Annotated in this window: 11 protein-coding genes; 3 read left to right on the top strand and 8 right to left on the bottom strand. The window is 73.6% G+C overall.

Annotated features, from left to right (window positions below; all coding sequences use genetic code 11):
- Positions 1 to 37 precede the first annotated feature (37 nt).
- On the top strand, positions 38 to 1,375 hold the full coding sequence (locus ACH4TG_RS11565; protein WP_398241981.1) for a PucR family transcriptional regulator: 1,338 nt from the start codon (positions 38 to 40) through the stop codon (positions 1,373 to 1,375).
- A gap of 325 nt (positions 1,376 to 1,700) precedes the next feature.
- On the opposite strand, the gene serA is transcribed toward ACH4TG_RS11565, so the two are convergent.
- The 6 genes from serA to ACH4TG_RS11535 form a co-directional block, all read right to left on the bottom strand.
- Positions 1,701 to 3,293: a phosphoglycerate dehydrogenase gene (gene serA / locus ACH4TG_RS11560; protein WP_398241980.1), complete on the bottom strand. Its 1,593-nt coding sequence runs from the start codon at positions 3,291 to 3,293 to the stop codon at positions 1,701 to 1,703.
- 292 nt (positions 3,294 to 3,585) lie between these two features.
- Positions 3,586 to 4,584, bottom strand: a complete 999-nt coding sequence (gene ilvC, locus ACH4TG_RS11555; RefSeq protein WP_398241979.1) for a ketol-acid reductoisomerase — start codon at positions 4,582 to 4,584, stop codon at positions 3,586 to 3,588.
- 126 nt (positions 4,585 to 4,710) lie between these two features.
- A complete protein-coding gene (gene ilvN / locus ACH4TG_RS11550; RefSeq protein WP_398241978.1) occupies positions 4,711 to 5,238 on the bottom strand; it encodes an acetolactate synthase small subunit in 528 nt (175 codons plus the stop codon).
- A gap of 41 nt (positions 5,239 to 5,279) precedes the next feature.
- Positions 5,280 to 7,154, bottom strand: a complete 1,875-nt coding sequence (locus ACH4TG_RS11545) for an acetolactate synthase large subunit (protein ID WP_398241977.1) — start codon at positions 7,152 to 7,154, stop codon at positions 5,280 to 5,282.
- A gap of 225 nt (positions 7,155 to 7,379) precedes the next feature.
- A complete protein-coding gene (locus ACH4TG_RS11540) occupies positions 7,380 to 10,253 on the bottom strand; it encodes a putative bifunctional diguanylate cyclase/phosphodiesterase (protein WP_398241976.1) in 2,874 nt (957 codons plus the stop codon).
- A 261-nt stretch (positions 10,254 to 10,514) separates the two neighbouring features.
- The gene (locus ACH4TG_RS11535; RefSeq protein ID WP_398242136.1) at positions 10,515 to 11,438 is read right to left on the bottom strand and encodes a 2-hydroxyacid dehydrogenase; all 924 of its coding nucleotides are present in this window, start codon (positions 11,436 to 11,438) and stop codon (positions 10,515 to 10,517) included.
- Between the two features lie 186 nt (positions 11,439 to 11,624).
- Here ACH4TG_RS11535 and ACH4TG_RS11530 point away from each other — a divergent pair, with 186 nt between their 5' ends.
- Together ACH4TG_RS11530 and ACH4TG_RS11525 are read left to right on the top strand one after the other, a co-directional pair.
- On the top strand, positions 11,625 to 12,626 hold the full coding sequence (locus ACH4TG_RS11530) for an aldo/keto reductase (RefSeq protein WP_398241975.1): 1,002 nt from the start codon (positions 11,625 to 11,627) through the stop codon (positions 12,624 to 12,626).
- Between the two features lie 178 nt (positions 12,627 to 12,804).
- Complete coding sequence (locus ACH4TG_RS11525) at positions 12,805 to 13,986, top strand: PQQ-dependent sugar dehydrogenase (protein WP_398241974.1); 1,182 nt, start codon at positions 12,805 to 12,807, stop codon at positions 13,984 to 13,986.
- A gap of 247 nt (positions 13,987 to 14,233) precedes the next feature.
- Here the strand turns inward: ACH4TG_RS11525 and ACH4TG_RS11520 are convergent, their stop codons facing one another.
- Positions 14,234 to 17,389 carry an AAA family ATPase gene (locus ACH4TG_RS11520; protein WP_398241973.1) on the bottom strand — a complete coding sequence of 1,052 codons (3,156 nt, stop codon included), beginning with the start codon at positions 17,387 to 17,389 and terminating at the stop codon, positions 14,234 to 14,236.
- A complete protein-coding gene (locus tag ACH4TG_RS11515; protein ID WP_398241972.1) occupies positions 17,386 to 17,598 on the bottom strand; it encodes a hypothetical protein in 213 nt (70 codons plus the stop codon). Before ACH4TG_RS11515 ends, ACH4TG_RS11520 begins: the two co-directional genes overlap by 4 nt.
- Between the last annotated feature and the right edge of the window lie 177 nt (positions 17,599 to 17,775).

The raw sequence follows: 17,775 nt of genomic DNA, 5'->3' as shown, positions 1-17,775 counted from the left end.
CTGTCACGCATCCGGGTGCGGTCCCTCATACATCTGTATGAGGGAGGTGCGCGACAATGGGCGGGTGGCCGGTGAGTACGGGGATTTCCAGGAGCTCGTCGACGAGGTGTCGGCGCTGCTCGGCGCGCCCGCGACGCTGGAGGACCGGGACTTCCGGCTGATCGCCTTCGGGGTGCACGACAGCGACGACGACGCGGCCATGGACCCGGTGCGGACCCGCTCCATCCTGACGCGCCGGTCGACCGCGGAGGTCCGCGCCTGGTTCGAGCGGTTCGGCATCGCCCGCGCGACCGGGCCGGTGCGCATCCCGGCCGCCCCGTCCGCCGGGGTCTTCCGCGGGCGGCTGTGCCTGCCGGTGCGGCACGGCGGCGTGGTCTACGGGTACGTCTGGCTGCTGGACGAGGCCGAGCACACGCAAGGCCAGCTGTCCGCGGCGATGGCGGTCGCCGCGCGGATCGGCGCCCGGCTGGCCGCCGCCGCCCGCGCCGGCTCGGCGGCCGGGCTCGCCCTGCGCGCGCTGCTCACCGCGGCCTCGCGGGCGGCCCGCGACGAGGCGGAGGACGCGCTGCGCGCCGCGCTCGGCGAGGACGCGGGCGAGCCGCACGCCCTGGTCTGCGTCCGCGGCGCCGAGCCCGGGAGAGCTGCCGATGGGGCTGCGGGTGCGGGTGCGGGTCCACGCACGGGTGCGGGTCCACGCACGGGTGCGGGTGCACGCACGGGTGCGGGTGCGGCTCGCGGCCCGGCTCCGGCCGAACCGGAAGCGCCGGAGCTGCCCGGGCTGCGGGCGCTGCCGGGGGCGGCGGCGATCGCGTACGTGCCGGCGGGCGCCGCCGGCGGGTCGCGGGCAGGCGGCCCGGGCTCGGCGGCGCGGCCGGAGCCGGTGGCCTGCCTGGTGCGGCTGCGCTCCCTCCAACTGCTCGCGCCCGCGCAGTCCGCGGCGCTGCGCCTGCTGGAGTCACTGGCGCCGGCCGTCGCCGGGGTCGGCGAGGGCCGTGAGGATCTGGGCGCGCTGCCGGAGGCGTGGCGGGAGGCGCTGGACGCGGCGCGCGCGGCGGAGGCGCAGCCCGGTCTCGGGCCGGTCGCCCGCTGGGCGGACCTCGGGGCCTACCGCCTGCTGACCGCGCTGCCCGCCGGCGCCCCGCCCGATCCCGCGGTGGCGCCGCTCCTCTCCCCCGACCACCGCGAGCTCGCCCGCACCGCGGAGGTCTACCTGGACCACGCGGGCCAGGCCGCCCGCACCGCCGCGGCCCTGGCCATCCACCGCCAGACCCTCTACTACCGGCTGTCCCGCATCGAGCAGCTCACCGGTCTCGACCTGGCCGACGGCCAGTCCCGCCTCCTCCTCCACATGGCCCTGAAGGCCTCCCGCCTCTGAGCCCCGGGGCTGCCTGCATGTCGTCGATCTCGGTGAGGTCGACATCGAGGGTGAAGGGCGCGGAGAGCTTCAAGCGGTCGTGGTGGATGCCGGTCAGTGCGTACTTCGCCCCGACCCGGTCGAGTTCGTAGGTGTGGATCGTTGGGCGGCCGTTGTCCATACGCTCCACCAGCCAGAAGTGGGGAATGCCGGCCCGTGCGTACAGCTGCGGTTCACGCTCCCGGTCGCGGGCCGTGGACTCGGTGTGCCGGGAAACGGCAGCGCCGCCATCCTTGCGAGTGAATGGCGGCGCCGTCATTTGACGCGGGGGCTCGTGCGGGTCGGGTCAGTCGACCAGGTTGACGGCGCGGGCCGAGGTGGCGCCGATCTCGTCGGCGATGTCGGCCAGGACGCCGGCCGGGATGGTGGTGTCGACGGTGAGGGCCACCAGGGCCTCGCCGCCGACGGCCGCGCGGGCGACCTGCATGCCGGCGATGTTGACGTCGACCTCGCCGAGGATGCGGCCGATGGTGCCGACCACGCCCGGACGGTCGGTGTAGCGCAGGAACGCCATGTGGTCGGCGAGCGCCAGGTCGACGTCCTCGTCGCCGACCGCGACGATCTTCTGCAGGTGCTTGGGACCGGCCAGCGTGCCGGAGACCGAGACCTCGGCGCCGTCGGCGAGCGTGCCGCGCACGGTGACCAGGTTGCGGTGGTTGGGCGACTCGCTGCTGGTGGTCAGCCGCACCTCGACGCCGCGCTCCTGCGCGAACAGCGGCGCGTTGACGTAGGACACCGTCTCCGCCACCACGTCCTCGAACACGCCCTTGAGCGCGCTGAGTTCGAGGATCTTGACGTCGTGCTGGGTGATCTCGCCGCAGACCTCGACATCGAGCCGGGCGGCGACCTCGCCGGCCAGCGCGGTGAAGATCCGGCCGAGCTTCTCAGCCAGCGGCAGCCCCGGCTTGACGTCCTCGGCGATCACGCCGCCCTGGACGTTGACCGCGTCCGGCACCAGCTCGCCGGCCAGCGCCAGCCGCACCGACCGGGCGACCGCGATACCGGCCTTCTCCTGGGCCTCGTCGGTGGAGGCGCCCAGGTGCGGGGTGGCCACCACGTTGTCGAACTGGAAGAGCGGCGAGTCGGTGCAGGGCTCCTTGGCGTACACGTCCAGGCCCGCGCCGGCGACCCGGCCCTCCTTGAGCGCGGAGGCCAGCGCCTCCTCGTCGACGATCCCGCCGCGCGCGGCGTTGACGATCCGGACCGACGGCTTGACCTTGTGCAGCGCCTCGTCGCCGATCAGGCCGAGCGTCTCGGGCGTCTTGGGCAGGTGCACGGTGATGAAGTCGGAGGTCTCGAGCAGCTCGTCGAGGGTCAGCAGCTTGACGCCCATCTGTGCGGCCTTGGCCGGCTGCACGTAGGGGTCGTAGGCGACGACCTTCATGCCGAAGGCGGCCATCCGCTGGGCCACCAGGACGCCGATCCGGCCCAGGCCCACCACGCCGAGGGTCTTCTCGCTCAGCTCGACGCCGGTGTACTTGTTCCGCTTCCACTCCCCCGCCTTCAGCGCCGCGTTGGCGGGCGCGATGTTGCGGGCGGTGGCGACGATCAGGCCGCAGGCCAGTTCGGCGGCGGTGACGATGTTGGACGTCGGGGCGTTGACGACCATCACGCCGGCTTTGGTGGCGGCGGCGACGTCGACGTTGTCCAGGCCGACGCCCGCGCGGGCGACGACGCGGAGTTTGCGGGCGGCCGCGATGGCCTCGGCGTCCACCTTGGTGGCGCTGCGGATCAGGATGGCGTCGACATCGGTGATCGCGGACAGCAGGTCGGCTCGGTCCGCTCCGTTGCAGTGCCGGATCTCGAAGTCCGGACCGAGCGCGTCCACCGTGGCGGGCGACAGCTCTTCTGCGATGAGTACGGCAGGCTTCTGGCTCACGTGGTCCTCACTTGTCCTTCGTGGGCGGCCGGTCCCGTGCGACCGCTCCAGGGAGGCGGGGTGGGCTGGGCCCACCAGGCGGGGGTGTGGCATGCCGCGGAAGACACACGACGCTGTGAGCCTGACGCGCTTGTTAAGGGAGTGTATCGGCGGGCTTACCGGGCGCCTTCGACGAAATGGAAGGATCACCCGCAAGGGTTGCGTCGCTTCGTACAAACCCCGTTCCGCATCGTGGTCGGACCACGGTGGCACGGTGCACGAAGCGACGCCTCCCGGCGCGTCCCCGTGGGGCTTACGCCTCCTCGTCCACCCAGCTCATCAGCTTGCGGAGCTTCTTGCCGGTGGTCTCCAGCAGGTGGTCCTCGTCGGCCTTCTTGTACTCGTTGTACTTCGGCAGGCCGGCGTTGTACTCGGCGATCCAGTTGTTGGCGAAGCTGCCGTCCTGGATCTCGGAGAGGACCTTCTTCATCTCCGCCTTGGTCTGGTCGGTGATGATCCGCGGGCCGGTGACGTAGTCGCCCCACTCGGCGGTCTCGGAGACCGACCAGCGCATCTTCTCCAGGCCGCCCTCGTACATCAGGTCCACGATGAGCTTGAGCTCGTGCAGGCACTCGAAGTACGCGATCTCCGGCTGGTAGCCGGCCTCGACCAGGGTCTCGAAGCCCGCCTTGACCAGCGCGGAGGTACCGCCGCACAGCACCGCCTGCTCGCCGAACAGGTCGGTCTCGGTCTCCTCGGTGAAGGTGGTCTTGATGACGCCGGCGCGGGTGCCGCCGATGCCCTTGGCGTAGGACAGGGCCAGCGCGAACGCCTTGCCGGTCGCGTCCTGCTCGACGGCCACGATGCACGGGACGCCGCGGCCCTCCTCGTACTGGCGGCGGACCAGGTGGCCCGGGCCCTTGGGGGCGACCATGCAGACGTCCACGCCGGCCGGGGGCTTGATGAAGCCGTACCGGATGTTCAGGCCGTGGCCGAAGAACAGCGCGTCGCCGTCCTTCAGGTGGTCCTTGATGGACTCCTCGTAGACGCGGGCCTGGATCGGGTCCGGCACCAGGATCATGATGACGTCGGCCTCGGTGGCGGCCTCGGCCACCGTCACCACGCGCAGGCCCTGCTCCTCGGCCTGCGCCCGGGACTTGGAGCCCTCGTGCAGACCGACGCGCACGTCGACGCCCGAGTCACGCAGCGACAGCGCGTGGGCGTGGCCCTGGCTGCCGTATCCGATGACCGCGACCTTGCGGCCCTGGATGATGGACAGGTCGGCGTCGTCGTCGTAGAACAGCTCGGCCACTTCGGGTCTCTCCTTGGTTCGGGTTGTACGGCCCACGTTACGACCGGTGGGCGGGGAAGGGTTCAGCGATCTCGCCATGCGGATCGGCGGCGCCGCTCCCGGTGCGGGTGCGGCGCCGCCGGGGGGTCACGCGGACCGATCCAGGGCGCGCAGCGAGCGGTCGGTGATGGAGCGGGCGCCGCGGCCGATGGCGATCGTGCCGGACTGGACCAGCTCCTTGATGCCGAAGGGCTCCAGCATCTTCAGCATGGCCTCCAGCTTGTCGGCGGATCCGGTGGCCTCGATGGTGACGGCCTCCGGCGAGACGTCCACGGTCTTGGCGCGGAACAGCTGGACGATCTCGACGACCTGGGAGCGCGTGTCGTTGTCGGCGCGCACCTTCACCAGGACCAGCTCGCGGGCGACGGCCGCGGACGGGTCCAGTTCGACGATCTTCAGCACGTTGACCAGCTTGTTCAGCTGCTTGGTCACCTGTTCCAGCGGCAGCTCGTCGATGACGTTGACCACGATGGTGATGCGGGAGATGTCGGGGTGCTCGGTGGTGCCGACCGCGAGGGAGTCGATGTTGAAGCCGCGGCGGGAGAACAGGGCGGTGATCCGGGCCAGGACGCCGGGCTTGTTCTCCACCAGGACGGACAGCGTGTGCTTGGACATGGGTGGTCTTCCTTAGCTCTGGTCTTCGCCGTTCCCGGTGGTCAGTCGTCCAGCCCGTCGCTGAAGTCAGGACGAACGTCCCTTGCGGCCATGATCTCGTCGTTGGAGGTGCCGGCGGCGACCATCGGCCACACCATGGCGTCCTCGTGGACGATGAAGTCCACGACGACCGGGCGGTCGTTGATGCCGTTGGCCTCGGCGATGACCTTGTCCAGGTCCTCCGGGGACTCGCAGCGCAGGCCCACGCAGCCCATCGCCTCGGCCAGCTTGACGAAGTCCGGCACGCGGGTGCCGCGGTTCTGGATGGAGCCGACCCCGCGGGTGGAGCCGGGGACGCCCTCGGCGCCGGCGTGCAGCACCGTGTTGGAGAACCGCTCGCCGTAGAAGAGGTTCTGCCACTGGCGGACCATGCCCAGGGCGCCGTTGTTGATGATGGCGACCTTGATCGGGATGTTGTTCAGCGCGCAGGTGACCAGTTCCTGGTTGGTCATCTGGAAGCAGCCGTCGCCGTCGACGGCCCACACCGTGGCGTCGGGACGGCCGGCCTTGGCGCCCATCGCGGCGGGCACCGCGTAGCCCATGGTGCCGGCGCCGCCGGAGTTGAACCAGGTGCCGGGCTTCTCGTACTTGATGAACTGCGCGGCCCACATCTGGTGCTGGCCGACGCCCGCGGCGAACAGGGTGCCCTCCGGGGCGAGCTGGCCGATCCGCTCGATGACCTGCTGCGGGGACAGACTGCCGTCCTCGGGCACCTCGTAGCCCAGCGGGTAGGTGTTCCGCCAGAAGTTCAGGTGCTCCCACCACTCGGAGTAGTCGCCCTTGTGGCCGGCCTCGTGGTCGGCCTGGACGGCGACGATCAGGTCGGCCAGCACCTCGCGGGCGTCGCCGACGATCGGCACGTCCGCGACCCGGTTCTTGGAGATCTCCGCCGGGTCGATGTCGGCGTGCACGATCTTGGCGTGCGGCGCGAAGGTGTCCAGCCGGCCGGTGACGCGGTCGTCGAAGCGGGCGCCGAGGGCGACGATCAGGTCGGCCTTCTGCAGGGCGGTGACCGCGGAGACGTCGCCGTGCATGCCGGGCATGCCGACGTGCTGCGGGTGGCTGTCGGGGAACGCGCCCAGCGCCATCAGGGTGGTGGTGACCGGGGCGCCGGTCAGCTCGGCGAGGATCCGCAGCTCGGCGGTGGCGCCGGCCTTGAGCACGCCGCCGCCGACGTAGAGCACCGGGCGGCGGGACTCGTTGATCAGCCGGGCGGCCTCACGGATCTGCTTGGCGTGCGGCTTGGTCACCGGGCGGTAGCCGGGCAGGTCCTGCTGCGGCGGCCAGGAGAAGCTGGTCTCGTTCTGCAGCGCGTCCTTGGCGATGTCGACCAGGACCGGGCCCGGGCGGCCGGTGGAGGCGATGTGGAACGCCTCGGCGATGGTCCGCGGGATGTCGTCCGCGTCGGTGACCAGGAAGTTGTGCTTGGTGACCGGCATGGTGATGCCGCAGATGTCCGCCTCCTGGAAGGCGTCCGTGCCGATCGCCTTGGAGGAGACCTGGCCGGTGATCGCGACGATCGGCACCGAGTCCATGTGGGCGTCGGCGATCGGCGTGACCAGGTTGGTGGCGCCGGGCCCCGAGGTCGCCATGCACACCCCGACCTTGCCGGTGGCCTGCGCGTAGCCGGTGGCGGCGTGGCCCGCACCCTGCTCGTGCCGGACCAGGACGTGGCGGACCTTCGAGGAGTCCATCAGCGGGTCGTACGCCGGCAGGATCGCGCCACCCGGGATGCCGAACACCGTGTCGGCGCCGACGGCCTCGAGGGAGCGGATGAGGGACTGGGCGCCCGTCATGCGCTCTGCGGGGGCGGCGGCGGGCGCCGTGCTGCGGGTCCGCGGCTGCGGATGGTGGGACCCGGTGGCCTGCTCGGTCATCTGCGTTCTCTTCTCTCGAAGATGAGGTGCTGAGGGTGGTGGGGGTGAGGGGGATCCGCTGCCCGAGGGCGGCCCGGGCAACAAAAAACCCCTCGTGCCGTGAGGCAAGCGAGGGGAGCGCGCCGGTGGGGTGCGAGGCGAGAGCCTCGGTCAGCCGACGCGCTTTCCAAGTACGAGAATTCGGGTGCGCATGGCCCTGACCTTCCTCCGGTCCCCCCTGGGGTGTCAAGCGGGTGGGACGGGCGTCTCATCATGTGAACGCCTGGGCCGGGGTGGCGGGCCGCAGGAACCGACCTGCTCACGGGCGGTTTCGGAAGCGGGGACGGGGTACTGGCCGCGGGCCAGCGAGCGGCGCAGCCGGTGCTCGTCCAGCGGTCCGGCGAAGGCCATGCCGACGCCCTGGGCGCAGCCCAGCTCCCGCAGCGCGTGCACCTGCTCCGGGCGGTCCACGCCGTCGGCGACGGTGCGGACCCCCAGATCCTGGGCGATCCGCAGCAGGGCGCGGGTGATGGTGCGGGCCCGGCCGGCCTCCCCCCCTCCCTTCGGCGGGGGGACGCCCAGGCCCTCGACGAAGCAGCGGTCGAGCTTGAGCACGTCCACGGGGAGGGCGCGCAGCGCCGCCAGCGCGCCGTGGCCGCGGCCGAAGCCGCCCAGCGCGATGCCCACGCCGCGGTGGCGCAGCCCGGACAGCCGGCGGCCCAGCTCCTCGTGCGGGACGTGCGGGTCGCCACCGGCCAGCTCCAGCACCAGGCAGCCGGCCGGCAGCTCGTGCCGGTCCAGCAGCGACTCGACGGTGCCGGCGGGCAGCTCGCGGTGGAACAGCCGCCGGGTGGACAGCCGGACGGTGACCGGCACCCGGTGGCCGGCGTCGTAGCGCAGCGCGGCCTGCTCGACGGCCTGCTCCAGCAGCCAGCGGGACGGTTCCAGGGCGCGCTCGCCGCCGTCCTCCGCGGTCTCCGGGCCGTGCAGGAAGTCCGCGGGCGTGCTGGCGAAACCCCCGGCCGAGCGCCAGCGCGGGTGGGCCTCGACGCCGGTGATCCGGCCGCCCGCCAGCTCGACCACCGGCTGGTGGAGCAGGGTCAGCTCGCCCTCGTGCAGCGCCTTGCGCAGCCGGCCGGCCAGCTCGGTGCGGCGGACCACCTCGGCCTGCAGCTGCGGCGCGTACAGCTCCACCCGGCCCTTGCCCGCCTGCTTGGCCCGGTACATCGCCAGGTCCGCGTTGCGCATCAGCTCGCTGGGGGTGTCGCCGGAGCGGGCCAGCGCGACGCCGATGCTGGCGCCGACCCGGACCTCGCCGCCCTCGACCCGGTACGGCCGGGACAGGGCGGTGCGCAGCCGGTCGGCGATCTCGCGGATCTGCTGCTCGCGGACCTCGTCGACGCGCGAGCCGCTGCCCGGGCCGCTGATCAGCACCGCGAACTCGTCGCCGCCGAGGCGGGCGGCGGTGTCGCCGGAGCGCAGCGTCTCCTGGAGCCGGCGGGCGGCCTGGGTGAGCAGGTCGTCGCCGGCCTGGTGGCCCGCGGTGTCGTTGACCGCCTTGAAGCCGTCGAGGTCGACGTAGAGGACCGCGGCCCGGCCGTCACCGGCCCGCCGGCCGCCGAGCGCCTTACCGAGGCGTTCGGTGAACAGCGCCCGGTTGGGCAGGTCGGTGAGCGGGTCGTGGGAGGCGTTGTGCTGCAACTGGGCCTGGAGCCTGACCCGCTCGGTGACGTCCCGGCTGTTGAAGATCAGGCCGCTCTGGTAGCGGTTGACGCTGGACTCCACGTGCAGCCAGCCCTCGCGGCCGTCGCGCGCGTGGCCGGAGCGGATCCGGCACTCGATGCGGGTGGCCGGCTCGTCGCCGGGCGGCGCGGCCAGGAAGCGGCGCACTTCGTGGACGACCCGGCCCAGGTCCTCGGGGTGGATGTGCGCGGCCAGCTCGGTGCCGACCAGTTCCTCCGGGTCGCGCCCGTAGACGCCCTGGGCGGCCGGCGAGACGTAGCGCAGCACCCCGCTGGGCGCGGCGATCATGATCACGTCGCTCGACCCCTGCACCAGGGAGCGGAAGTGGCTCTCCTTCTGGGCGAGTTCCTGGGTCAGGGTGATGTTGTCGAGCAGCATGATGCCCTGCCGGACCACCAGGGCCATGACGACGGTGCAGCCGGTGAAGAGCACCACGCGGTTGCACTTCTCGCCGGTGATGACGTCGTAGAGGATGCCGAGGGTGCAGACCGCGGCGGCCAGGTAGGGCGCCAGGGCGGTGAACGATCCGGCGACCTTGCGGGTGGTGGCGCCGGGCGTCCGGCGCGGCAGGTGGTGCTGGACGTGCGCGCCGACCCAGGGGGCGTACGCCATCAGCAGCGCGCCGGCGAACCAGCCGGCGTCCAGCACCTGGCCGGAGCGGTAGTGGGCGCGCAGAAGCGGGGAGGTGAACAGCGCGTCGCACAGCACGGTGAGGGCGAGCGCGGCGATCGCGGTGTTCACCGCCGCCCGGTTGGCCGCCGAGCGCCGGAAGTGCAGCGCCAGCACCATGCTGACCAGCACGATGTCCAGCAGCGGGTAGGCGAGCGACAGTGCGGTGCGGGCGGTGCTGGGCCCGTCGAGCTGTGCGGTGCGGGCCAGTGCCAGGCTCCACGACAGGGTGAGCAGCGAGCCGCCGATCAGCCAGGTGTCCAGCGCCAGGCAGACCCAACCGGCCCTGGTCACCGGGCGCTTGGCGAGCACCAGCAGGCCGATGACGGCGGGCGGCGCGAACATCAGGAAGCAGAAGTCGGCTGCGGAGGTGCGCGGTACCGGCTCGCGCAGCACCACCTCGTACCAGCCCCACACCGCGTTGCCGGCGGCGAGCATGGTGGAGGAGAAGGCGAACAGGATCCAGGCGGGGCGGTCGGGGCCGGGCCGCCTGCGGGCGTAGAGCAGGGCCGAGGCGGCGGCCGTGACGGAGGCCGCGGACAGTCCGAAGTCCCCCATGAACAGGGCGAGTTCGTCCGAGCCCCAGCCGAGGGCGGCGCCTGTGGTGTAGCCGCCGCAGAGCAGGGCGAGCATCAGCTGCGGCAGCAGGCCGGTGCGGGCCCCCGGGGGGTGCGCGGGTGCGAGCACCGCCGCCCCGGTGGCGCTCACGGCTTCGTCCGGTGTCGAGTTGTGGCTTCGGCGCACTGGGCTCGCGCGCCCGGAACCTTCGGTCCGCTGTGCATCGCCCGTCGCCCCCCTTGCTCGTGTCACTGGTTCGTCCGTTCACTCCCCGCTGCCCGCCGGTGTCCGGGCTGCGGCGCGTCCCCGCTCGGGACGATACACCAGATTCGTCACTCAGCGATAGGGCTTCTGTACTGAGCGTAATCGCTAGGGGGTTGGTGGCAACCCGCTGCAGTCACCCGGTGTCGCTCAGCTCACGGCGACGACGTTCTCCAGTGGCTCGCCCGCCGCGAACCGCTGCAACTGGGCGCGCACCAGCCGCTTGGCGCGCGGCAGGAACGCCGAGGTGCTGCCGCCCACGTGCGGGCTGATCAGGACGCCGGGCGCGTGCCACAGCGGGTGGCCGGCGGGCAGCGGCTCGGGGTCGGTGACGTCCAGTGCCGCGGTCAGCCGGCCGGACTCGGTCTCGGCGAGCAGCGCCTTGGTGTCGACGACCGGGCCGCGCGCGACGTTCACCAGCAGCGCGCCGTCCTTCATCGCGCCCAGGAAGGGCGCGTTCGCCAGCCCCCGGGTCTGCTCGGTCAGCGGTGTGGTCAGCACCACGACGTCGGCGGCCGGCAGCAGCCGCGGCAGGTCGTCCATCGCGTGCACCGGCCCGCGCGCGGTGGTCCGCGCGCTGCGGGCGACCCGGGTCACCTCGCACTCGAACGGCATCAGGCGGTCCTCGACGGCCGCGCCGATCGACCCGTACCCGACGATCAGCACCCGGCGGTCGGCCAGCGCCGGGTAGAACCCGGCGTACCACTTCTCGTTGTCCTGGCCGCGCACGAAGCGCGGGATGCCGCGCAGCGAGGCGAGGATGAGGGCGACGGTCAGTTCCGCGGTGCTCGCCTCGTGCACCCCGCGGGCGTTGCACAGCCTTACACCGGACGGGAGTTGGGACAGGTGCGGGGCGATGTGGTCGACGCCCGCGCTGAGCGTCTGGACCACCCGCACCCCGCTCATCCGCGGCAGCGGCAGGGCCCCGGCGGTCGGGCCCTTCATGTAGGGCACGACGTAGAACGCGGCCTCGGCGGGATCGGCGGGGAAGTCGGCGCTGGTGCCGTCCCAGTACACGTAGTCGAAGGCGTCCGGCAGCCCCTCGATCTCGGCGGGCGGCAGCGAGAGCCACACCTGCGGGCGGCCCGCGGAGGACGGGGACGGGGCCGCCGCGGAGGCGGCGGACGCGGGGCCGGGGGCGGCGGCGGACGGGGTGGACGTCGAAGGCGAACGCGAATCGGTCATGGTCAGGAGGCTACGACTTCTTCCCGCGGGCGGACCGTGTGGCACAGTAAGCCCGCGCGAGGGAGGTCGGGGTACGTGGAGTGCAGGACGGTCGGGGCGGCGGCTCTTGAAGTGGGCGCGGTGGGCCTGGGCTGCATGCCGATGAGCTGGGCGTACAGCACGTCGCGGCAGGACGGCGAGGAGTCGTTGCGGGCGGTGCACACCGCGCTGGACCGCGGCACCACCCTGCTCGACACCGCGGACATGTACGGGCCGTTCACCAACGAGCTGCTGCTCGGGCGGGTGTTGAAGGAGCGGCGGGCCGAGGCGTTCGTGTCGACGAAGTGCGGGCTGCTCGTCGGCGAGCAGCACATCGTGGCCAACGGCCGCCCGGGATACGTGAAACGGGCCTGCGACGCGTCGCTGCGCCGGCTGCAGACCGACGTGATCGACCTCTACCAGCTGCACCGCGTCGACCCCGAGGTCCCGATCGAGGAGACCTGGGGCGCGCTGGCCGAGCTGGTCGCCGCGGGCAAGGTGCGGGCGCTGGGCCTGTGCGCGGTCGGCGCACGCGGCGGCCGGTCGCGGGGGCGGCAGCGCGGCGGGCTGCACGCGGAGACCCTGCGCCACCTCGCCCGCGCCCAGCAGGTCTTCCCGGTCGCTTGCGTCGAGGCCGAGCTGTCGGTGTGGGCGCCGGAGGCGCTGGACGAGCTGCTGCCGTGGTGCGTGGCGCGCGGTGTCGGCTTCCTGGCCGCGATGCCGCTGGGCAACGGCTTCCTGACCGGCACCCTCACCCCGGGTGGCGGATTCGAGCCGGACGACCTGCGGGCGCGGCATCCGCGGTTCACCGCGGAGATGATGGCCGCGAACCAGCCGATCGTCGCCGGGCTGCGGCGGGTGGCCGAACGGCACGGCGCGACGACGGCGCAGGTGGCGCTGGCCTGGACGCTCGCGCAGGCGCCCTCGGTCGTCCCGGTGCCCGGTGCCAAGACCGCGCGCTGGACGGCGGAGAACGCCGGAGCGGCCGCGCTGCGGCTGACCGACGCGGATCTCGCGGAGATCGCCGAGCTGCCGCCGGCCCTGGGGTCCTGGGACTGAACCGTGATCATCACCCCGCGCGAACGCCGCGCGGGGTGGGGCGCGGGTGTGGTGTGCTGGGTCCGTGAGGACAGTCAGTCGTACCGGTGGACGCGCGGCGGGCGCCGCACAGGGCGGACGGCGCGCGGGCCGCCCGGAGCGCGGCTGGCCCGCCCGGCGTGCCGTGCGCACAGGGCGTGTGACGGGCGTCGGCGCCGTGGCCGCGGTCCTGGCACTGGTCCTGGGCGCGTGCTCCTCGGGCGGGGACCACGGGGTGTCGCCGCTGCTGTCGCCGAAGGCGAGCACGAAGGCGTCCGGCACGGCGTCCCAGCAGGCGGCACCCAGCGGGACCGCCTCGCCGACGGAGTCCGCGGCACCGGCCAAGGGCACCGCCAAGGTCACCGGAACCACCGTCACCGGCCTGGCCCAGCCCTGGGGTGTGGTCCAGCTCCCGGACGGCGCGCTGCTGGTGGGGTCCCGGGACAGCGGGAAGATCTCCCGGGTCGACCCGCAGAAGCACACGGCCACGCAGATCGGCGTGGTGCCGGGCGTCTCGCACACCCAGGGCGGCGAGGCGGGGCTGCTCGGGCTCGCCGTCTCCCCGGACTTCGGCTCGGACCACCTGGTCTACGCGTACTTCACCACCGAGTCCGACAACCGCATCGCGCGCATGCTGTACGACCCGACGCGGGCCCAGGGCGAGCAGCTCGGGGCGCCCGACACCATCCTGCGGGGCATCCCGATGGGCCTGGACCACGACGGCGGGCGGATCGCGTTCGGGCCCGACGGCATGCTGTACGCCGGGACCGGCGAGACCGGGCGGCCCCAGCTGGCCCAGGACATGTCGTCGCTGGCCGGCAAGATCCTGCGGATGACGCCGGACGGCCAGCCGCCGCAGGACAACCCGACCCCCGGGTCGCTGGTGTACTCCTCCGGCCACCGCAACGTCGAGGGGCTCGCCTGGGACGCCCAAGGGCGGCTGTGGTCCTCGGAGTTCGGGCAGGACACCTGGGACGAGCTGAACCTCATCAAGCCGGGCGGCAACTACGGGTGGCCGGTGGTCGAGGGGATCGCCCACCGGGCGCCGTACATCGACCCGGTCGTCCAGTGGCACCCCGACGTGGCGTCGCCCAGCGGCATCGCCTACGCGGCGGGTTCGATCTGGATGGCCGCGCTGCGCGGGCAGCGGCTGTGGCGGATCCCCCTCCAGGGCACGCGGACCGCCGCGGCGCCCCAGGCGTTCCTCACCGGCACGTACGGGCGCCTGCGGACGGTGGTCGCCGTCGACGATCACACGCTGCTGCTGAGCACGAGCAACACGGACGGGCGCGGCAAGCCGCACCCCGGAGACGACCGCATCCTCCAACTCACCGTCTCCTAGCTCCCGTTCCCCGCGGCCTGCCCCGCGCGGCCCGGCGGCCGCCGACGCCCCCGTCTGCCCCACTCCCCCGCCGGATCCCCGCGCCTCTCACCGTGGCTGGTCGCGCAGTTCCCCGCGCCCCTACGGGGCGCCCCCGGCGGCAACGCACCCCCGCCCGGCACGGCGGAACCCGAAAGGGGCGCGGGGAACTGCGCGACCAGCCGACGCGGCGGGGCAGACGGGAGCGCGGCCCGGCGGGGTGAGGGGGCTAGTCGGGGAAGAGGGAGAGGCGGTGGGCGAGGGCGGCGGCCTCGCCGCGGGTGGACACGGAAAGCTTGGCCAGGATGTTGGAGACGTGCACACTCGCCGTCTTGGGCGAGATGAAGAGCTCCTCCGCGATCTGCCGGTTCGTCCGCCCGTCGGCGACCAGCCTGAGCACGTCCCGCTCGCGAGCGGTGAGCCCGAGCGACTCCACGGAGGCGGCCCCGCCGCCCTCGTCCGCGGGAGCGGCGGCCTGGAGGGCGATCCCGGCCCGCCGCGCCACCGCCTCGATCCGCGCCACGAGCGGCTTCGCCCCGGCCCGCCCGGCCGCGGCGTGCGCCAGGACCACCAGGTCCGCCCCCTCCTCGCGCGCGCCCCGCGCCAGCACGCACTCCGCACGCCGCAACCTGATCCCGGCGAGTTCCACCGGCCGTTCCTCCGCCGCGAACGCGTCCTCCGCGGCGGCCCACAGCGCGGCGTCCCCGTCGCCCTGCGCCTGGACCAACTCGGCCTCGACGAGCAGCGCGTGGGCCGCGTCCACACCGGAGTGCCGCGGCAGCTGCCGGGCCGCGTCCCGGATCCGCTTCAGCACGTCGGGGTCCGCGGCGCCGGCCTGGGCCTGCGCGCCCTCGACCGCGGCGCCCGCGGCGAGCAGCGGCCAGCTGTAGCGCGCGGTGCCGGGCGGGAAGCCCACGTCGATGCCGGTCAGCAGCTCGCGCCGGGCGTCGTCGTACCGGCCCTGGGCGGCGGCCAGCCGCACCGCGAGCATGCGGATCGGGATGAGGTGCTGCGGCTGCGTGTCGTGCCGCAGCAGCTCCTGCGCCTCGGCGTGGTAGCGCGCCGCGCCGTCCGGGTCGCCGACGGCCAGTGCCCGCACGCCGAGCCAGGTCGCCATGCCGCCGCGAAGGAACGTCCGGTCGACCAGCCGCCGTGCCTGGTCCAGCGGGGCGAACGCCGCCTCGTAGCCGCCGGAGGCCAGCAGCGACTCGCCCTCGTTGGTGAGCAGCCAGGCCCGGGTCACGTTGGCGACCTTCTCCCCCAGCAGCGCCAGTCCCTCGCGGCTGACCCGCACGGCCTCCGCGGAGCGGCCCGCGCCCTCCAGCACGGAGGAGAGGTTCCCGAAGGTGCGGGCGATGATGTTCGGCGAGCGCAGGTCGCGGGCCACCCGCCCGACGTCCTCGACCTCGGCGATGCCGCGGTCGACTTCGCCGGCGTCGACCTGGAGCAGGCCGAGGGTGACGCGGGCGTGCAGTTCGGTGTCGCGGTCGCCGGAGGTCCGGGCGAGTTCGACGGCCCGGCGGGCGATGGAGATGCCCTCGGAGCCGGACTTGTGGACCATGATCCACGCCGCGATCATCGCCATCACCTCGGCGTGCGCGGCGGACGGCGGCAGCCCCCTGACCAGTTCGCGGGCGCGCGACAGCTCCTCCCAGCCGTCGCCGCGCGCCAGGTCCTCGGTGAGCCGGGACCGCTGGGCCCAGAACCAGGCGGCGCGCAGCGGCACCACCGTGCCGGTGCGCTCGATGAGGTGGGTGGCGCGCTTGGCGACGGTGTAGGCGCGTTCGCGCTCGCCGCTGAGCCGTGCGGCGACGGTGATCTCGGCGAGCAGGTCGAGGAAGCCGAGCGGGGTGTCCGGGTCGCTGCCGCCGGGATCCCCCATGCCGGAGGCCAGCGGCGGATAGGCCTCGGCGTAGTCGACGGGCCGCAGTTCGGCGCGGACGTCCTCGGGCGCGTCCTCCCACAGTTCCAGCGCCCGCTCCAGCAGGCGGTGCTGCTCGGCGTAGGCGTGCCGGTGCCGGGCCTCGACGGAGGCGCGCAGCACCGCGGGCAGCGCCCGGGCCGCGTCGTGCGCGTGGTACCAGTAACTGGCCAGCCGGGCGGCCCGCTCGTCGGCCCGCACCAGCGTGGGGTCGGCCTCGATGGCTTCGGCGTAGCGGCGGTTGATGCGGCTGCGCTCGCCGGGCAGCAGGTCGTCGCCGACCGCCTCACGGACCAGCGAGTGGCGGAACCGGTAGCCGTCGCCGCTGTCGGTGGGCAGCAGGATGTTCGCCCCGACGGCGGTGCGCAGCGCGTCGAGCAGCTGGTCCTCACCGAGCCTTGCGACGGCGTCCAGCAGCCGGTACTCGACGGTGTTGCCGCCCTCGGCCAGGATCCTGGCGACCCGCAGGGCGTCCTCGGACAGCGCCTCGACCCGCACCAGCAGCAGGTCGCGCAGGGAGTCGCTGATCCCGGTGGAGCACGCGCCGGTCAGCGAGCAGGCGAGTTCCTCGACGAAGAAGGGGTTGCCGTCGGAGCGGGCGAAGACCTGGTCGACGACGGCGTCCTCGGGTTCGACGCCGAGGATGGCGGCCAGCTGCCGGCCCACCTCGTCGTGGGTGAACCGGGACAGCTCGATGCGGTCGACGGTGCGCAGCCGGTCGGTCTCGGCGAGGAACGGCCGCAGCGGGTGGCGGCGGTGGATGTCGTCGGCCCGGTACGTGGCGGCGATCAGCACCCGGGCGCGCTGCAGCGAGCGGAAGAGGTAGGCGAGCAGTTCGCGGGTGGAGCGGTCGGCCCAGTGCAGGTCCTCGACGACGAGCACGAGCGTGCGGTCGGCGCCGAGGCGTTCCAGCAGCCGGACGGTGAGTTCGAAGAGGCGGACCCGGCCGTTCTCGTCGTGCGGGTCGTGCCGGGTGGCGCCCTGCTCACCGAGGTCCGGCAGCAGCCGGGCCAGCTCGGCCTCCTGGCCCGCGGCCGCGCCGAGCAGTTCGGCGCCGAGGGTGCCGTGCAGGTCGCGCAGCGCGGTCGAGATCGGTGCGAACGGCAGCCCGTCCGCACCGATCTCCACACAGGCCCCGACGGCGGCGACGGCCCCCGTGCCCCGCGCGGCCGTCAGGAACTCCTCGGTCAGCCGGGTCTTGCCGACCCCGGCCTCGCCGCCGATCAGCACCGCCTGCGGCTCGCCCCGGCCCGCCGCCGCGAGCGCCGCGGCCAGGCGTTTCAGCTCGGCGTCGCGGCCGATGAACACCGGGCTGAGGGACTGTGTCTGCACGCTGACGAGCATGTCATGCAAGCCCCCCGCGGCGACACCGGTTACCTGCGCCCTCCGGCTGCCGCCGGGTACGGCGGCCGGCGTCCCCGGGCTTGCGGACGCCGGCCGCGTCGGCGGCGCCTCGGCGGTCATGACGCGCTGTGCGGGTGCACGGCGCGGTGGATCCGGCCGAGCGAGGGCGCGGAGCCCTCCGTGTCGGTGCGTACCGCCGCCCGGGCCCGCGTCCGGCGCGCCCGGCGCTCGGTGCTGCGGGCCGCCTTCGCGTCCCGCACCAGCCGCCAGTGCTCGGCCTGGCGCTGGAGCTCGGTGCGGCGTTCCTGCTGGAGTTCGTAGCCGAACATGGTGTGTCTCCTTGGAAGTTCTGTCCTTTTCGCTGTACTCAGCTTCGTCTCCAAGGGGGGTCCGCCACATCGGGCACCTTCCCGAACTTCCGGGCCCGGGAAGGCCGGGAACCGCCTCAGCCGGGCACGCGGATGCCTTAGCCCGGCGCCTTCTTCCGGGGTCCGCCACCTCAGAGG

Source organism: Streptomyces sp. NPDC020917 (assembly GCF_044333795.1).
Taxonomy (GTDB): Bacteria; Actinomycetota; Actinomycetes; order Streptomycetales; family Streptomycetaceae; genus Actinacidiphila.
Note: the sequence above shows the minus strand (reverse complement) of the source record. Positions and strands in the feature narration are given on the sequence as shown.

Bases quoted from the DNA above. Each gene is read 5' to 3' on its own strand.
- ACH4TG_RS11515 (WP_398241972.1), bottom strand. From the start codon at position 17,598: ATGTTCGGCTACGAACTCCAGCAGGAACGCCGCACCGAGCTCCAGCGC.
- ACH4TG_RS11520 (WP_398241973.1), bottom strand. From the start codon at position 17,389: ATGACCGCCGAGGCGCCGCCGACGCGGCCGGCGTCCGCAAGCCCGGGG.
- ACH4TG_RS11565 (WP_398241981.1), top strand. From the start codon at position 38: ATGAGGGAGGTGCGCGACAATGGGCGGGTGGCCGGTGAGTACGGGGAT.
- ACH4TG_RS11545 (WP_398241977.1), bottom strand. From the start codon at position 7,154: ATGACCGAGCAGGCCACCGGGTCCCACCATCCGCAGCCGCGGACCCGC.
- ilvN (WP_398241978.1), bottom strand. From the start codon at position 5,238: ATGTCCAAGCACACGCTGTCCGTCCTGGTGGAGAACAAGCCCGGCGTC.